We start from the raw sequence: 16,837 nt of genomic DNA on the forward strand, positions 1-16,837 counted from the left end.
TCTCGGCTCTTACTTACTTATTCTTGAAATTGAGAACGTCAATGGGCTGCACGGTGTCGCCCATATTGTTGCCGAAGGCACTGCGCTGATAGGTGATGACCGCAGCCAGATCGACTTCACTCAGCTGTGCGCCAAACGCCTGCATTGCCGGATTGCTCGGTGAGCCATCCACGACCATGCTCATATGAGCATCCATCGGACCGGTGGCAATCTTGGAACCGGCAATGGCCGGGAAGGTACCGGGGATACCCTCACCCTTGGCCTGGTGACAGGCGACACAAGCACTGTTGTAGATCTCCTCGCCGCGGGCGTAGAGCTCGTCAAACGTGAAGGTTTTATTGGTGAGTTCTTTGATGCGCGCAGCGGCAGCGGCGCGGTCGCTCAACCAGGAATGGTATTCGTCTTCCGGCACTGCCTTGACCACGATGGGCATAAAGCCGTGGTCCTTACCGCACAGCTCCGCACACTGGCCGCGGTAAATGCCGGGTTCTTCAATGCGCGTCCAGGATTCGTTTACAAAACCGGGAATCGCATCTTTCTTCACTGCCAGATCGGGCACCCACCACGCGTGGATTACGTCATTTGCCGTAATCAGGAAGCGGATTTTCTTATTGATCGGCACTACCAGCGGCTCATCCACCTCGAGCAGGTAGTTGGCTGCCTTCGGCTGCTGATTGTTGATTTGCGACTGCGGGGTAGAGAGGTTGGAGAAGAAGGAAACATCGGAACCCATGTAGTCGTATTTCCACTTCCACTGGTAGCCGGTGATCATGATGTCCAGATCGGCTTCCTTGGTGTCGTAGATATCGTAGAGGGTTTTGGTGGCGGGAATCGCCATGCCGATCAGGATCAAGGTGGGGACGATAGTCCAGGCCAGCTCCACCAATGTGCTCTCGTGAAACTGTGCGGCCTCATAGCCTTTGCTCTTGCGGTGACGCCACATGCTGTAAAACATCACGCCGAACACCACTACGCCGATCGCCACACAGATCCAGAAGATCAACATGTGCAAATCGTAAGTGGTACGGGAAACTTCGGTTACCCCTTGGGTCATATTGACCCCCCAGCGTGCCGCGCCCCCCTCCACGTTCTGCGCAGTTTCCTGTGCAAGAACACCGGGTGCAATCGTCGCTAGGGTCAGGAAGGCGAACAGCCGTTTTATGCCCATCAACATCGCCTGCAGATCTCCATGTTTGTTATTCTCGCGGGTCGCTCACGGAGGTCGCACGACAACGAACCTGACGCACGGGCAAATACCCGAGCGAGATCGCGGCGTGAAAAACCACAAATAAGCAAAACCCGTAAACAGCGGCTGGCTGTTCGGAGGACTGGAGTCTGCCCCGACCACGAGATCGGGAACACATCCACACATTATGAATGTGGACACGCTGTAGTAAACCAAGACTACATACACTGTTCGCACACCGGGCGATGACCTCGACTGCGCGATACTGCCGTCAGTGCAACTTGTTATTTTTACTTCAGATGTCGTCGCCCGGAAGGTACAACCAACAACCTGTGTCTTTTTGTCGCATCTAGCGTGTTCAACAGAAACACATCGTCAGAAGAAAGTCAATTAAACCGCCAACTTACATGAAAAATTCATCGGCGCAGACGCGCGTCACCAGGCGCCGCCAGCTGGCTCCCTACCTGCGGGTCTGGCACCTCGCCTGGCCCATGATTTTGAGCAACATTACTGTGCCGCTATTGGGGGCTGTGGATACAGCTGTGCTCGGTCACCTGCCCAGTCCGGAATACCTTTCCGGGGTCGCCATCGGCGCCAGCGTAATTTCCATGTTGCTGTGGGCGTTCGGCTTTTTGCGCATGGGCACTACCAGCCTGGTGGCGCGCGCCAGCGACAGCGGGGCGTCGTGGTTACTGCGCGCGCTGGGATTGGCGTTTTTGCTCGGCACCCTGCTGTTGCTGCTAGCCTCGCCACTGCTGCCACTGGTCACCCAGTGGATGAATGCGAGTGCCGAGGCAACCCCGCACGCGCGGGACTACCTGCAAATCCGCCTGCTCAGCGCCCCCATTGCGCTCGCCAACTTTGCCCTGCTGGGATTTTTTATTGGCCGTCAGGATAGCCGCGCGCCGCTGGCGATTCTGGTCACCGCCAACCTGTTGAACATTGTGCTGGATCTGGTATTGATTCTCGGCCTCGGCATGGGCGCCCGCGGCGCGGCCTGGGCATCGGTGTGTGCGGACCTGTGCAGCTTCGGCATGGGCTGGTGGCTGCTGCACCTGCGCCATCGCGACACGCCCCAGGAAATGGCACAGGTATTGCGCAATACTGCCTTCTGGCCGTGGCAAAACATTGCACCGTGGCTGGAGTTATTGCGGATCAACAGCGACCTGTTCGTACGCACCTGCCTGCTGTTATTTACCCTCACCTTTTTCACCGCACAGGGTGCGGCGCAAGGGGACACGGTACTTGCAGCCAACGCGATCCTACTGCAGCTGTTGATGATGACATCCTATGCGCTGGACGGATTCGCGCATGCCACCGAGTCCCTGGTGGGTCAGTCAGTAGCCAGAAAATCGATGGCCCAGTTCCGCCGCACCAATCGCGCCGCGGGGGGGCTGGCGCTGGTTACCGCCGTTGGGATTACCGCGATACTGGTGAGCGGAAAATTTTGGATACTGCCGCTTTTTACCAACATCCCCGCAGTACTGTCGGCGGCAAACGCATACTACCCCTGGTTGTGTGCACTGCCCATGGTGGCGGTGTGGAGTTATCAACTGGACGGGGTTTTCATCGGCGCAGGCAAGAGCCGGCAGATGCGTGACACCATGTTCATCGCTACCGTCATCGTATTCCTGCCAAGCTGGTGGCTTACACGCCAGCTGGATAACACTGGCATCTGGTTCAGCCTTTTTTTGTGGTTTGTCGCACGCTCTATCGGATTGATGGTCTACTTTTATAACTACACTAAAAAGAATTATTGGCTGTAATTGGAGCTACGGTACGGATTCCTCATCCTTCGTTAGGCAGTCTTGTTGCGCACATTTTGTTTGCTCTATTTCTGGAGCAGTTCTGGACCACAAAGTCCCGGGGAAATAGGCGAACAATGAAACGAGGACGCGGTTTCACCGTTTTCGTTTCGGCGTATGTCTGACCATTATGAACTGATCCAGCAGTGCATTGAGCGTGCCGTGGCCGCAGAGCAGGCCCGAAGTCGCTTTCGCCATTCGCTGCACAAAACTCTGCCCAACCTGCATCGCAGTATCCACTTGCCCGAGCGGGACGCACCACTCCACCTCACCTGTTTTGTGATCCGGTATATCCAGGTTATTCCTGCCTGGCTAAAGCGTCTGGAAGCACTGTGTGATGCCGGCGGCATGGACTTCCACCCAGTGCAGGAGCTGATTGCACACAGCTTTAGCGAAATCCCTGAGCGACAGCCGGAACAGCATGGCCTCGGCTCGATTCTCGACGAGGCGTATCTGGCGCATCGCATCATGGAAGAGATCAACGATGTGTTGCAGCCGGTATGCGGCACGCCGTTATTGCCGATGGATCCGATGGTGGCCAACCTGGTGGTGCGGGAGTTGCTGGGGGAGAGTCTGGCGTGCCAGCTGGATGGGCTCGCCGATATTTTGTTGCAGCGCTTCGAGCCAGCGGAGCTGGATCCGGAACACCTGATCTCGATGATTTTGTATAAGCAGCGCTTCGACGATGTGCCCGGTCAATGGCCCGACTTTGCCCAGCATATGCAAATAGAATTGCGCGGGCCGTCAATTAACCGCCAGGTAGATTTATCCCACTAGTATTTCCGGTGCACCGCTTCGAATAACGCGATCGCGCAGCCGTAGGATCTATGCCACCTCACGCACCAACGCTTCTCGGCCTCTCGCATCGACACACATCACTGCACAACAATTTGTCGCCAGCTGGCAAAAAAATCTGCCTCACCATGCATCAGGGAACGATTCAGGTCGTCCACCTTTCGGTGCAGGGCTTTATTGTAAAAAAACAGACTGCCACCGCGGAGTGTAAACCCTCTGGTATTGTCGGTGAGCAATTGATAAAAGGCTTCCTGGCGCTCCAAATACTGCAAAACACGGCGTTTACTGAAACGCCCCTTGTGATACTTCTGGAAAATAAAATCGCGCAATTGCTGGTCGGCGAGGGCGCGCGCTTCAGGCGACATACGACTGACATCCAGCCAGTGTTTTACATCCACCTCTAATTCCTGCATGTACTGATCCGCTGCATCTGCGGCAGTTTTACTGCGGTACATCGCTTTTTTGCGCCGCTCCTGGAAAGGCGCACTCTTGGCCGTGCCCAACTCCCAGATGTCTTTTTTCGCCATATCTGTGAGCGGATGGAAAATGGTTTTGTGCAGTCGATTACTGTTTTCCGTCAATCGATCACACACCTCAAGCGCAGCCTGCCAGTCAGCAAAGGGCTTGCCGACAAGAATGGCATCCGGCAGGGCCTGTGTCTGTTGTTTTAACCGGCGGGTCTCGACATCCAGGAGCTTGGGCTGTTTTGCCCAGTCATTGCTCTGCAGTACAAACAGTGACAACAGCCCCTGATTTACACAGCGGGTAATCAGGTGCGCGGTCATTTCCTGCTGCTGTTCACGCACCTGGCGCTGGTGGTCGAGCCAGTACAGGCTCGCGACAACGAGGGTAATCGCCACGGCGATCAAGGAAAGGAGCTTTTTCACGTGGAAATCGTTTTGGTTATTTTTTTTCAGACGGCGGCAACAGAATCTTCACCGCGGTTTCTTCCACTTCCCTGTCTTCGGTTTGATTGACCCGGGTGTCCAATTCCCGGACCGAGGCCTGCAGTCGAATTTCATCTTTGAAACCGCAGGCCACACATTCACGATAATTCTTATCGCCCAGTTTGTAATTGACGATCTTGTCCATCTCGCTACAGCGTGGACAGACGGCGCCGGCAATAAACCGGCGTTTGGTGGGCTTGTTGGTTTCGTCGCTCAAGGGATACCTCTACTACTATCGGGTTATTCTATACCCGAGTGACGCAATAGTGCGTCTATTTTCGGTGCACGGCCACGAAACGCCACAAAAATTTCCTGTGCATCGCGGCTGCCCCCCTGCTCCAGCACCGTGGTCAGGAATTTTTCGCCGGTCTCCGGATCGAAAATACCCCTCTCTTCAAACAGCGAGAAGGCATCGGCACTCAGCACTTCGGCCCATTTGTAACTGTAATAACCCGCCGCATATCCGCCGGCAAAGATATGGCTGAAGCTGTTCTGAAAACGGTTTTCCGGAGAGACCGGCACCACCGATACCTGTGCGCGCACCTCGTTGATCAGGCGCTGGATTTCCTCGGCATTGGCGCCCTCGGGGCGTGAATGCAGCAGGAAATCAAACAACGCAAACTCTAACTGGCGCACAGTAAACATCGCGGACTGGAAGTTCTTCGCCGCCAGCATTTTATCCAGTAACGCCTGCGGCAGCGGCTCACCGGTCTCATAGTGGCCGGAGATCATCGCCAGCGCCTCCGGCTCCCAACACCAGTTCTCAAGAAACTGGCTGGGTAATTCCACTGCATCCCAGGCCACACCATTGATCCCGGAAACCGCGGCCACATCCACGCGCGTCAGCATATGGTGCAGGCCGTGGCCAAACTCGTGGAACAGGGTGGTGACTTCGTAGTGGGTCAACAGCGCGGGGGCGTCCTGCGACGGCGAAGAAAAATTACACACCAGATAAGCCACCGGCAACTGCAAGCCGGCAATCGTCTGGCGACGCACGCGCGCATCGTCCATCCAGGCCCCACCGCGTTTTTTCTCGCGCGCATAAGGGTCGAGATAGAAGCCGGCAATGGGTTCGCCACCGCGCTTCACCCAGTAAAACTGCACGTCCGGGTGATAGGTGGGGATACTGTCATCACGTTCCGCGACGACACCGAACAGCTTTTCAACCACCGCAAACATGCCGGCGAGCACCTTGGGATAGGGAAAGTACGGGCGCAACTCTTCCTGGCTGACGGCGTAGCGGGATTGCTTGAGTTTCTCTGCAGCCCAGGCCACATCCCAAGGGTGCAGGGTATCGAGTCCCAGCTCGCTGGTGGCAAACGCCTGCAGCTCGGCAAATTCTTTCACCGCGGCGGGCTTGGCGCGCTTGGCCAGGTCGCGCAGGAAGGTTTCCACCTCCTCGGTGGAGCCGGCCATCTTGCTTGCCAGCGAGCGCTCGGCGTAATTTTGCATGCCGAGCAGATGCGCCTGTTCCGCGCGCAACGCAAGAATCTCTGCCATCACATTGGCATTGTCGAATTCGCCCGCATTGGGACCGACATCCGACGCCCGCGTAATAAACGCGAAGTGCACACGATGGCGCAGATCGCGATTTTCCGCGTGGGTCATCACCGCGAGGAAACAGGGGCCATCCAGGGTGAGCAACCAGCCCGACTGGTTTTTCGACTCCGCCAACGTCTTGGCCTGCGCCAGTGCGGAATCCGGGATACCTGCCAGTTCGGACGCCTCGGTGATATTCAGGGTCCACGCATTGGTAGCGTCCAGTACGTTGTTAGCGAAGGTGCTCTTCAATTCCGCGAGGCGCTTGCTGATCGCGGCGTAGCGCGTGCGTTTTTCGCCCTCGAGACTCACGCCGCCCAGATGCATATCGCGCAACCCGTGGCGCACTGCCTGCTGGCGGGCCTGCGGCCAGCTGGCGAAATCTTCCGCTTTGGCCAGCGCGCGGTAGGCGGCATACAGTTCGGGGTTCTGACCCAGTTCGGTCCAGTACTCGGTTACCTTGGCCAGGCACTCTTCATAAGGTTGACGCCAGTCGCCGCTCAACACGCTGTTCAGGTGCGATACCGGCGAAAATGCCTTGCTCAGCTGGTCCTGAACCTCCTCCAGTGGTGCCATGGTGGCGTCCCAGGTAGGGCTATCTCCGGCACTTTCCAGGCAGGATCGCAGCTGTTCGCGGCACTTGACGATCAGCGTGCTGACGGCAGGCTCCGCGTGCAGGGGCTTTACCGTGTCGAACGGCGGCAGTACCGGTGCACCCAGCAACGGGTTGTCGAGGGAAGTGTCTGACATCGGAATTCCTTGTCGATGGGCGGCCATCACAGGGGCGATGAACGCGGGGACGGGTTAACATATGCCCCCTATTCTAGTGGATTGCCCAAGCGGAGGTCAGCCTTGCCCAAACCGGATTTACCCCATGCTTCCATGCACGAACACCTGCGCGAACACCGCGGCCATACGCCGAACCTCGGCGAGCGGGTGTTTATCGACCCGCAGAGCTGCGTGATCGGAGATGTGACGCTGGGCGACGACAGTTCCGTGTGGCCCATGGCGGTGGTGCGCGGCGACATGCACCGGGTGCGCATTGGCGCCCGCACCAGCGTGCAGGATGGCTCGGTGCTGCATATCACCCACGCCAGTGACTTCAACGAGGGCGGCTGGCCGCTCACCATCGGTGACGATGTCACCATCGGTCACAAGGCCTGCCTGCATGGCTGCACCGTCGGTAGCCGTGTGTTGATTGGTATCGGTGCCATCGTCCTCGATGGCGCGGTGATTGAAGACGAAGTGGTGCTGGCGGCCGGCGCACTGGTGCCGCCGGGAAAACGCCTGCAAAGTGGCTACCTGTATGTGGGCTCCCCGGCCAAACAGGCACGTCCGCTGTCTGAAAAAGAAAAAAGCTTCTTTACCTACACTGCGGGCAACTACGTGAAGTTGAAAGATGAATATCTGGCCAAAGACTAAAGTGGCAATTCGGCCCGGCAGGTGTGCTGCATGAGTGTTACTCCGGATTTATTCCACTGGCATCAGTGCGTCAGTAACCTGCTGGATTGTGAGTCGGATTCGCAGCGGGTATATGAACTGCTGCGCGGTGCCGAACAGCTGGTACATGGCAACAGCAGTATGGCGATCCTGTACCCCTCGGGCAGTGCGCCGGAAATTGCCCATCACCGCTTGCTCGCCAACGAACAGCCCAGCACCCAGGTGGATCGCTACGTAGAGGGCGCTTACCTGTTCGATCCGTTCTATCGCGCAGCGGTGGATGAAGAAAAACAGGGGCTGTTTTTCCTGCGCGAAGTCGCGCCCGATGCCTTTTCGCACACGGAATATTTTCGCAAGTACTATCGCGAAGCCAACCTCGGGGACGAAGCCTGTTATCTGGTAGGCGGCCGCGATGGCACCATTGCCAGCCTGTCGATTGGCCGCGCGCGCGACCTGGGCAATGGGCGCTTCTCCAATCAGGAAATGGCGGTGCTGCGCTCTTTGACGCCGCTGGTAGAAAACATTCTCAGAAAATGGATGACCAGCTATGAGGCGGCGGAAGCTGGCAAAGAAAGTTTCGGCACGCGTTTGGATAGCGCGCTGGAAAATTTTGGCCGCTCGCGCCTGACCAATCGCGAGTGCGAGGTGCTGCACCTGACCATGCGCGGGCATTCCATCAAGTCGATGGCGGAAAGACTCGATGCCAGTGTCGATACGGTAAAAACCCATCGCAAAAACATCTATGCCAAGCTCGATGTCACCTCCCAGTCAGAGCTGTTTTATCTGTTTATCAGCGCATTGCGCCACCATTCCAGCGGCGATCCAGACCCGCTGACCAGCCTGGAAAAATAATCGGCATAAAAAACCGCACCTGACCAGGTCGCGATACAAATCGCGACGCGGCGGTGCGGAAACGATTTCACACTCGGAAACACAAACTTACTTTTGCGTGATGGGGAATCCCATTTTTTCCACCATGCGCACCCAGGGAATACGCCAGCCACCCTTTTCGTCCAGGGTATCCAGCGCATACATGGTGATCTTGGCACCAATCCAGCGGAAGGGCTCCGGCGGAATAAATGCCGGTTGCGTGCGCGCAAACTGCAAATTGCGCTCGGGCACTTTCTTGTCGTCTAGCATCGCCAGAGCCACCCGCGCGCCGAAGCGCGTGGCGGTCACACCGAAACCAGAATAGCCACCGGCGTAAAGCATTTTGCCACCGTGATAGGACTGGTAGTGCACCGCCATCCGCGTGGTGAGTGCAATCGGCCCACTCCACGCGTGGCTGAAACGAATGCCGCGCAGGGTGGGGAAGGTGCGATAGAAGTTATCCACAAGGCGCAGATACGGATCCGCCTTTTTATCTTCTGTGGGATCGGTATTGTTACCAAAGAAGTAATCCAGTCGCCCACCAAACAAAATACGGTTATCGGCGGTAAGGCGCATGTAGTTCAGCTGGGTGCGGGTATCGTAGATACCCTGGCGGTTCTGCCAGCCAATCGATGCCATCTGCTCTTCGCTGAGCGGCTCGGTGACAACAATACGATCGCGGATTGCCGCTACGCGGTTGCGAATTTTGCGGTTGCCCGCGGCAAATGCATTGGTTGCCAGCAAGACCTTGTTTGCCTGTACCTGGCCCTGCGGTGTCTTTACCAGCACACCCTGTTTGTTCTGCTGGTTGCTCACCATGGGCGTGTTTTCGTAAATCTGCACACCCAGCTCAGCGGCGACACGTTTCAGTCCCCAGGCGAGCTTCGCCGGGTGCACGGTGCCGCTGCGCTGTTTGGACCAGAGCCCACCATTGAACAACGGCGAGTTCACTTCCTGCTGTACCGCATCGCGATCCAGCAGGTGTGCGTCGTGCCCGTAGTGACGGTAGAGCTTGTACTCTTTTTCGATATCTTCATGGCCTTCGTCACCGATCGCCACGGTCAGTTCGCCGCCCCATTCCAGATCGCAATCGATACCGTAGCGCTCGATGGTTTCGCGGAAACCGTCGAGATTGTCCTTACCCAGCTGCTCCAGGGTTTCCATATCTTCCGGAAACAATCGCTGGGCATTGGCCAGGCCGTGCATTACCGAAGTGGACAGAATCGCCGCCGGTCGGCCGGAGGCACCGATGGCAATACTGTTGGCTTCGATCAGCACCACGTCGCGCTCGGGGTTTGCCTCTTTTGCCTGTACCGCAGCCCACAAACCGGTAAAGCCGCCACCAACGATCAGCAGATCGCAGTTCAGCGCGCGCTGCAGCGCCGGTTCATCCGCCGGTCGCTGCGGCGCGTCGAGCCAGTAGGGAAAAAAGGTTGTGCCCTGTAACGCTTCCAGAGCATCCGCCCTGGCTTGTTCATCACACATAATTATCTCTCATCAACCAATCTATCGCCGGTCTGTAATTAGAAGAAGTTGTAGCGAACCGATACCCCGAAGGTCGTCGGTGCCTGGCGATAGTAGGAGCGCCCCGCGAAGCTGGAGAACGCATAGGTTTCTGCACTGCTGTCTTCAATATTTTTGATCCAGCCGCTCAGCTGCCAGCGTTCGTCTCCGTCACTCAGGGTTGCTTCTGCGTCCCAAGAATGTACCGGGCCGGACAGCGCATTGGCGTCTGCGAGCTGAGCGGTCATTTCATCGCTGTAGGTGTAGCTGGTTTGCAGGCGCAGGTTGTACTCAGCCAGCGGCAGGTCGTAGGCGAGCAAACTGTTGTAGCTCCACTCCGGCGCCTGCGACAGTGACGCACCCGCGGGCAGCGGTGCTGCCAGTGCATCCACAAACAGTTGATCCACGCCATCCGCAGCATCGTTCACCGAAGCATCGGCGGAGATACCGCGCATGCCCGCAGTGGTCGGCGCGCGGGTAACTTCGCTGTCGAGGAAGGCAACCCCGGCCATAACGGTCAGGTTATCGGTGGGCAGCCAGTGCAGGTCCAGTTCAAAACCGTTGGTCTTGGATTCCGGCACATTCACCAGGGTGGTATCGGCCACCGGGAATTCGAGGAAATTACTGAAGTCATCAACGATGATGGTGACCAGTGACTGACGGTCGGTGTAGTCGAGGCTGAACAGGGCACCGTTCAATTGCAGCGAAGCATCAAACAGGGTGGCCTTAAAGCCCGCTTCGTAGGACAGCACCTTTTCCGGTTTCACATAAGCCCAGCTGATGTCATCGAGAATCGCCGCGCCGTAGTAAGCGCCGGCCTTGTAGCTGTTAGCCACATTGGCGTAGAGCAGGAAGTCGTCGTTTACCTGCCAGTCCAGTCCCAGTTTGCCGGTTACGGCATTTTCACTGGTGCTGTCGTCGAGTTCGGCAATGGTGTCGTTGAAGGAATAAATATCGTCGTGATTGGTAGAAATACCATCGAAGGTGCGGTCATCGGCACTGTAGCGCACACCGGCGATCAGGTTCAGTGAATCGGTCAGCATGGTTTCGGTGTGCAGGTAAGCCCCCCAGGACTTGGTGACCTGTTCGTATTGCGCGGTGAGCAAATCCCAGCCCTGCACGCTCACATCCGCGGGATCGAGCACAAAGGTGCTGGCGACGGAGTCGGTCACGAAGAACGAATCGTCGAATACGTCGTGCACTTTTACGGTGTCTTCGGAAATATTCACACCGGCCACCCAGGTAACGCGGCCATCACCGTTGCTCACCAGGCGCAATTCCTGAGACCACTGGCTGATTTCGTTGTCCTGATACAGGTCCAGAATTGCCGCCGAAGAGCCGCCGTAGTTATCCACCACTTTGCGGTCGTAAGCGTCGAATGCGGTGATGGAAACCACATCCAGGGTTTCGAAGCCGTAGCTCAAGTTAAGGGAGGCGCCGTAGCCGGATTCGTCGCGGGCAACTTTCAGATCGCCAACGTTGACGAGAGTGGGGTCATCGCTGCTGTTCAGCACATCGAACGACGGGTCGCCGAAGGCTTCGCCGAGGCCACTGACCTGCGGGGATACCGGCGTGGATTTGTCATTGCTGAAATAGACCTTGGCCACGGCCTCACCGTTATCCGCAAACGGGAACAGGATCTGGCCGCGCCCCGCGGAGCGATCCACACCGCCGAACTCACGTCCGGTCTGCGCGTCTTCCTGCCAGCCATCGGCCTTGGACATGTTCAGGCTCAAGCGGCCGAGGACTTCGCCGTTGATAGCACCGCTCACCACACCGGTCAGCTCGTGGGCGCCGTAATTGCCGATACCCGCATCCACAAATGCTTCAAATTCGTCGCTGGGCTTGGCACTGATAAAGTTAATCGCACCGCCGGTGGTGTTTTTGCCGTACAGGGTACCCTGCGGGCCTTTCAGTACTTCGACGCGCTCGATATCGAACAGCTGGCCGCCGAGGAAGGATGGATTGCTGGCAAACACTTCATCGGTGTAGATACCCACACCGCTGCTGTTGTTGGGGCTGAAATCATCGAGGCCGATGCCGCGAATGGCAAACACCGGGGTGCCGCCAGAGGTGGAGTTCACAGTCACCAGACCCGGCGTATGCGCACCGAGATCCACCGCACTGTCTATACCCAGGCTCTGCATCATTTCGCCGCTGAACGCGTTGGCGGATACACCAATGTCATTTACCGACTGTTCGCGCTTTTGCGCGGTCACGGCAACTTCTTCGATCTGGTTGGCAAACGCGCTGGTGGTCACACCAAGTGTCGAAAGAAATGCGCCGGTGATGGCGACCGCAAGTGTGTTTTTCGCAAAACGTCGGCTGGAACGGTTCGACATTTCCATGACGATCTCCCCTTAAAAAAATTATCGGTTTTATGTTGAGGGAGACTATAAAAACCGAACAACTATTCGGCTATCACCCCAACGGGTGAGGTGTACGAGGGATCGCCGGCAAGACACAACAAACACAAAAACCCGCAAAAAAGCGGGTTTTTGTAGCTAAGCGAAGCGTTTGCGGGTTACAGCATTGCGCGCATTGCCGAATTTACCGGCGGCTGACGGCGCCCCTGTTTTTCGGCCCACAAGATGGCCAGCTCACCGAGCAGCAGGGTCACGAAGGAACCAATCAGCACCGGCCATTGCACACCCTCACCGGGAGTGTAAATAAACAGGAAGATACTGCCGGCAAGGATTGCCACGCAGAACAGGGTCAGCGCACGCACAAACAGGCGGTTGCCCGGCACGCGGAAAGGACGCTCACGCTCGCCATCTACGCGACGCATTTTCGCAAACGCCAGGAACATACCCACGTAGGGCAGCAGGAAAATGACCCCGCTAAATGCGAACAGTGACCAGAACAGGTCCTCGTTCGAATCCACCAGAAAACCGTACAGCACCAGGATTACGGTACTCATGACGCCCATCAATATTGCAGCGCCCACCGGCGTATTGCGGGTGACACTTTTGATCGCAAAAGCACGCGGCAGTTCGCCTTCTTCGGCTGCTTCTGCAGCGGCGCGGTTGCCACCGATGGCCCAGGTAACGCCATTGGAGAAAAAGCTATACAGCGCGGCAATACCCAGTGCCATCACCAACGCATCACCAAACGGCAGCGGCGCAAAGAACAGGCGAAGTGTGTCCACCAGCCCCTCGACCAGGTCGATATCCTGTGCGGGAATCGCGGCGAGAATTGCCATGGTGCCGAGCGTGTACAGGGCAAGAATAATGGCACCGGAAATCAGGATGGAGCGCGGCACATCGCGCTTGGGGTTGCGCATTTCATCGCTGCTTGCGCTGATCAACTCAAAACCGAGCATGCCGTAAATGATTGCGGGAATATATTGCAGGCTGTCACTCAGGTTCGGTTTGATGCTATCCAGTGTAATCGGATTGGCGAGGCCGTTTTCCGCCGCGTAAAACCCGGCGCCGACAATGATCGCAACAAAAATCAGTATTTTAAAAATCGCGCCGATGTTCGGCACCCACTTGCCCACGTTCAGGGTGACCACGTTGGCGGCGACGGCGATCCAGGTCAGCACCACGCCCAGTACAATCTGTGCAGTGACGGTCATGTCCGGCCAGAACAATTGTTTGGCTACGCCGGCAAACAGAATAAAGATCGCCGGCATCCAGATCGCTACATTGACCCAGTAGCTCCAGCTCACCCGCGACGCCCAGCGGCCGCCGAAGGCATCGCGCACCCAGGCGTAAATACCGCCTTTCTCCGGGTAGGCACAGCCCAGCTCGGCAGATACCAGCGCAAAAGGCACAAAGAAAAACACACCCAGGAACAGCCACCAGAAAATACTCGAGGTGCCGATGGCGGCGGTGGCGGCGAGGGTATCCACCAGCAAAATGGCGGACACGGTAAACAGGATCATGTCCCGTTTACCAAGATTCTTTTTGACGGCTACTTCTGTCACGGAGATTCTCCCGCGTGTTTTATGTTGTTGTTCAGTGTTTGCCGGAGTGTGCCTTAGCTTGCAGGCACACCCAGTTGTGCGGATTTGATTTCGGTGAACTCTTCGACACCGTGGTGGGAGAACTCGCGGCCATTACCGCTTTGTTTGAAGCCCCCAAACGGCGCCTGGTAATTGAACTCGCCGCCATTAACAAAGCACAGCCCCGCGCGAATGCGTCGCGCGATGGCCAGCGCGGCGGTGTTGTCTTTCGCGAACACACCGGAAGACAACCCGTAGGGCGTATCGTTGGCGATCGCCACCGCCTGCTCCAGGTCATCGTAGGCAATGATGCACAGTACCGGGCCGAAAATTTCCTCGCGCGCGATGCGCATGTCATTGGTCACACCGGCAAACACGGTTGGCCGCGCAAAATAACCCTGCTCCAGCCCTTCCGGTTTGCCGAGGCCGCCGCACACCAGTGTTGCGCCCTCGTCCATGCCAATCTGAATATAGTCCTGAACCTGCTGCCACTGACGCCGAGAGGAAACCGGGCCCATAAACGCAGCTTCACCCATACCCACTTCGATCTCGGCGACGCGCGTGCGCACAATGTCCAGCGCCTCGTCGATACGACTCCGAGGCACCAGCATGCGGGTGAGTGCGGTGCAGGTCTGGCCGCTGTTGATCATCACGTCGTCGACGCCATAGCGCACCGCCGCGGTTAAGTCGCAATCCGCGGTGACGATATAGGGGGATTTGCCACCCAGCTCCTGGGTGACACGCTTGACCGTCGGCGCACAGGCCTTGGCAATTTCGATGCCGGCGCGGGTGGAGCCGGTAAACGACATCATGTCCACCAGCGGGTGTTCGCACAGGGCGCGACCTACCTCTATGCCGCGTCCCGGCACCAGGTTGAATACGCCCGCCGGCAGGCCGGCCTCGTGGAAAATTTCCGCCATCAGGTAATCCTGCAGCGGTGTCTGCTCCGAGGGTTTGACCACCATGGTGCAGCCAGCGGCGAGCGCTGCGCCCACCTTGCCGACAAACTGGTGCAACGGGTAATTCCACGGATTGATAAACCCGCATACGCCAACGGCTTCGCGCCATACCAGCGAGTGGCCGAGCTCTTCGGTCTCTTCGGTAATGGCTACCTGCTCGGCAAACAGGCGCATGGCCTCGATGGGCCCCGCCACCTGCAACCAGCCGGCAATATGCTGGGGGCAGCCCATGCTGGCGGATACCGCCGCTATCAGTTCCTGCTCCCGCGCCTGCATCAGGTCGGCCGCGCGCAACAGCAGCGCGCGACGCTCCACAGCTGGGGTATTGGCCCAAGAATCAAATGCACGGGATGCGGCCTGCACCGCACGATCCACGTCGTCGGCACTGCCGGCGGGCACGCGGGTAATAACAGATTCGGTTGCGGGATTGATCACTTCCAACCAGTCGTCGGAAGTCGATTCCACCCAATTGCCATCGATGTAGAGCTTATTCTGGTGTTGCATCGTTTTCGGCTCAGTTGCTGCGGCTGCGCGCCGCTTGCAGCTAATGAAGCAGCAAGCGAGAGCGTCTAGGTCCGCGAGGCGGACAAACTGCGCAATTGTTTGTGTTATTTGAAGGATTATTCAGTATGCGCCAAGGGCAAGTGTGCCTGTATCACCTGAACAGGTGATACGAAACCTCGGGTGAAGCAGAGAGAAATGCCAGAAATATGCCGATTAGCAATCAGCTATCTGTGTCCTTGGCCGTGGGCGACAGCGCCTGCTGCAGGGCTTGTGCCTGGGTAGCCAGCGCCGCACCGCGGGTGTCCAACCACTTGAACACGCTCTCGAGCACCAGGCGCGCGCGGTCATGCATGGCGCCGTGGTGGTCGCTCACCAGATACAAAAACTGGCCGATGGTGTAGGGGCGCTCGATCACCGTCGCCAGGCGCCCGCTGCTGAGGTCTTCGCTCACCTCCAGACGATCGGCCAACGCCACGCCCATACCCAGGCGTGCCGCTTCGATGGCCTGATAGGCATAATCCACGGTGACGCCCTGGATCGCCGGCGCATACTCCACACCCTGCGCAGTGAACCAGCCGCGCCATTGCTGCTGGCGGTCGTGCAACAGCGGCAGCTTCAGCAGATCCGCCGGGCGCAGTGCGCGGCCATGCGTCTGCAGCAGCTGCGGGCTCGCCACCGGCAAATAGTGTTCCTGATACAGCGGCGTCACCTGGCGCCCCGGCGCATCCGGCTCACCCAGGCAGATGGCAATATCCGCCTCCTCATCGAGCCTTGCCGCGCGCGGCTCAATGGTGGTCAGGCGCAGCCGGATCTCGGGATAGCGCTGCTGCACCTCGGCGAGAATCCGCAACAGCCAGCGCGAGGCAATGGTGGCGGTGGCGGCAATCACCACCTCGCCGGCAAGGTTGTCCGGATCCAGCGTCAGCAAGCCCTGCTCCAGACGCCCGAACGCATCGGCAACCGAGCGGTGCAAACGCTTGCCCGCCGCGGTCAGGGACAGGCGATTACCACTGCGCAGGAACAAGGCAGTGCCCAGCCGCTCCTCCAACTCGCGGATCTGCCGACTGAGCGCCGGGTGCGACACGTGCAGTTCCTCCGCCGCACGCCGCAAATGGCAGTGGCGGCCCACCGCGTAGAAACTGCGCAATGATGTCAGCGACAGGTTTCTCAGCTCTGCTGCCATGGTTTACCTCGGAAATAACCCCGCTTACTGGGGTTCGACTAGTTTTGGTGCCAAAAAGATACCAAAGTGGCAATTAATAGTTAATTGTGTTCACAAAAACAAACCATAGACTTGTGCTAAACCCTATACACCCTCCCAGACAATAAAAGTGCGGATCGAC

Annotated in this window: 13 protein-coding genes; 4 read left to right on the plus strand and 9 right to left on the minus strand. The window is 57.8% G+C overall.

Annotation, left to right across the window (positions count from 1 at the left end):
• Positions 1–13: 13 nt before the first annotated feature.
• Positions 14–1,174, minus strand: coding sequence for a cytochrome c oxidase subunit II (coxB, locus tag ACP15R_RS19955; RefSeq protein ID WP_224868308.1), 1,161 nt, complete (start codon positions 1,172–1,174; stop codon positions 14–16).
• Positions 1,175–1,593: 419 nt separating this feature from the next.
• On the opposite strand from coxB, the gene ACP15R_RS19960 reads away from it, so the two are divergent.
• Together ACP15R_RS19960 and ACP15R_RS19965 are read left to right on the plus strand one after the other, a co-directional pair.
• On the plus strand, positions 1,594–2,952 hold the full coding sequence (locus ACP15R_RS19960; RefSeq protein ID WP_224868307.1) for an MATE family efflux transporter: 1,359 nt from the start codon (positions 1,594–1,596) through the stop codon (positions 2,950–2,952).
• A 156-nt stretch (positions 2,953–3,108) separates the two neighbouring features.
• Positions 3,109–3,768 carry a hypothetical protein gene (locus tag ACP15R_RS19965; protein ID WP_222247961.1) on the plus strand — a complete coding sequence of 220 codons (660 nt, stop codon included), beginning with the start codon at positions 3,109–3,111 and terminating at the stop codon, positions 3,766–3,768.
• Between the two features lie 98 nt (positions 3,769–3,866).
• Here ACP15R_RS19965 and ACP15R_RS19970 read toward each other — a convergent pair whose 3' ends face one another.
• The 3 genes from ACP15R_RS19970 to ACP15R_RS19980 are packed head-to-tail and all read right to left on the minus strand — an operon-like array spanning position 3,867 to position 7,022.
• Entirely contained in the window at positions 3,867–4,673 is an 807-nt protein-coding gene (locus ACP15R_RS19970; protein WP_224868306.1) for a hypothetical protein, read from the minus strand.
• A gap of 16 nt (positions 4,674–4,689) precedes the next feature.
• Positions 4,690–4,950, minus strand: coding sequence for a YheV family putative zinc ribbon protein (locus tag ACP15R_RS19975; protein WP_224868305.1), 261 nt, complete (start codon positions 4,948–4,950; stop codon positions 4,690–4,692).
• A gap of 23 nt (positions 4,951–4,973) precedes the next feature.
• Positions 4,974–7,022 (minus strand): M3 family metallopeptidase, encoded by a 2,049-nt coding sequence (locus tag ACP15R_RS19980; protein WP_224868304.1) that lies wholly within the window; start codon positions 7,020–7,022, stop codon positions 4,974–4,976.
• A gap of 132 nt (positions 7,023–7,154) precedes the next feature.
• Between ACP15R_RS19980 and ACP15R_RS19985 the strand changes: the two genes are divergently transcribed.
• Both ACP15R_RS19985 and ACP15R_RS19990 read left to right on the plus strand, forming a co-directional pair.
• On the plus strand, positions 7,155–7,694 hold the full coding sequence (locus ACP15R_RS19985) for a gamma carbonic anhydrase family protein (RefSeq protein WP_224868682.1): 540 nt from the start codon (positions 7,155–7,157) through the stop codon (positions 7,692–7,694).
• 30 nt (positions 7,695–7,724) lie between these two features.
• Positions 7,725–8,564, plus strand: coding sequence for a helix-turn-helix transcriptional regulator (locus tag ACP15R_RS19990; RefSeq protein WP_224868303.1), 840 nt, complete (start codon positions 7,725–7,727; stop codon positions 8,562–8,564).
• Positions 8,565–8,651: 87 nt separating this feature from the next.
• Here ACP15R_RS19990 and ACP15R_RS19995 read toward each other — a convergent pair whose 3' ends face one another.
• The 5 genes from ACP15R_RS19995 to ACP15R_RS20015 form a co-directional block, all read right to left on the minus strand.
• A complete protein-coding gene (locus tag ACP15R_RS19995) occupies positions 8,652–10,067 on the minus strand; it encodes an NAD(P)/FAD-dependent oxidoreductase (protein WP_224868302.1) in 1,416 nt (471 codons plus the stop codon).
• A gap of 38 nt (positions 10,068–10,105) precedes the next feature.
• A complete protein-coding gene (locus ACP15R_RS20000; RefSeq protein ID WP_224868300.1) occupies positions 10,106–12,433 on the minus strand; it encodes a TonB-dependent receptor in 2,328 nt (775 codons plus the stop codon).
• Between the two features lie 176 nt (positions 12,434–12,609).
• On the minus strand, positions 12,610–14,013 hold the full coding sequence (locus tag ACP15R_RS20005) for an APC family permease (RefSeq protein WP_224868298.1): 1,404 nt from the start codon (positions 14,011–14,013) through the stop codon (positions 12,610–12,612).
• Between the two features lie 53 nt (positions 14,014–14,066).
• Entirely contained in the window at positions 14,067–15,494 is a 1,428-nt protein-coding gene (locus ACP15R_RS20010) for an aldehyde dehydrogenase family protein (RefSeq protein WP_224868296.1), read from the minus strand.
• 220 nt (positions 15,495–15,714) lie between these two features.
• Positions 15,715–16,677, minus strand: coding sequence for a LysR substrate-binding domain-containing protein (locus ACP15R_RS20015; RefSeq protein WP_224868295.1), 963 nt, complete (start codon positions 16,675–16,677; stop codon positions 15,715–15,717).
• Positions 16,678–16,837: the final 160 nt, after the last annotated feature.

The organism is Microbulbifer sp. S227A (assembly GCF_049800935.1).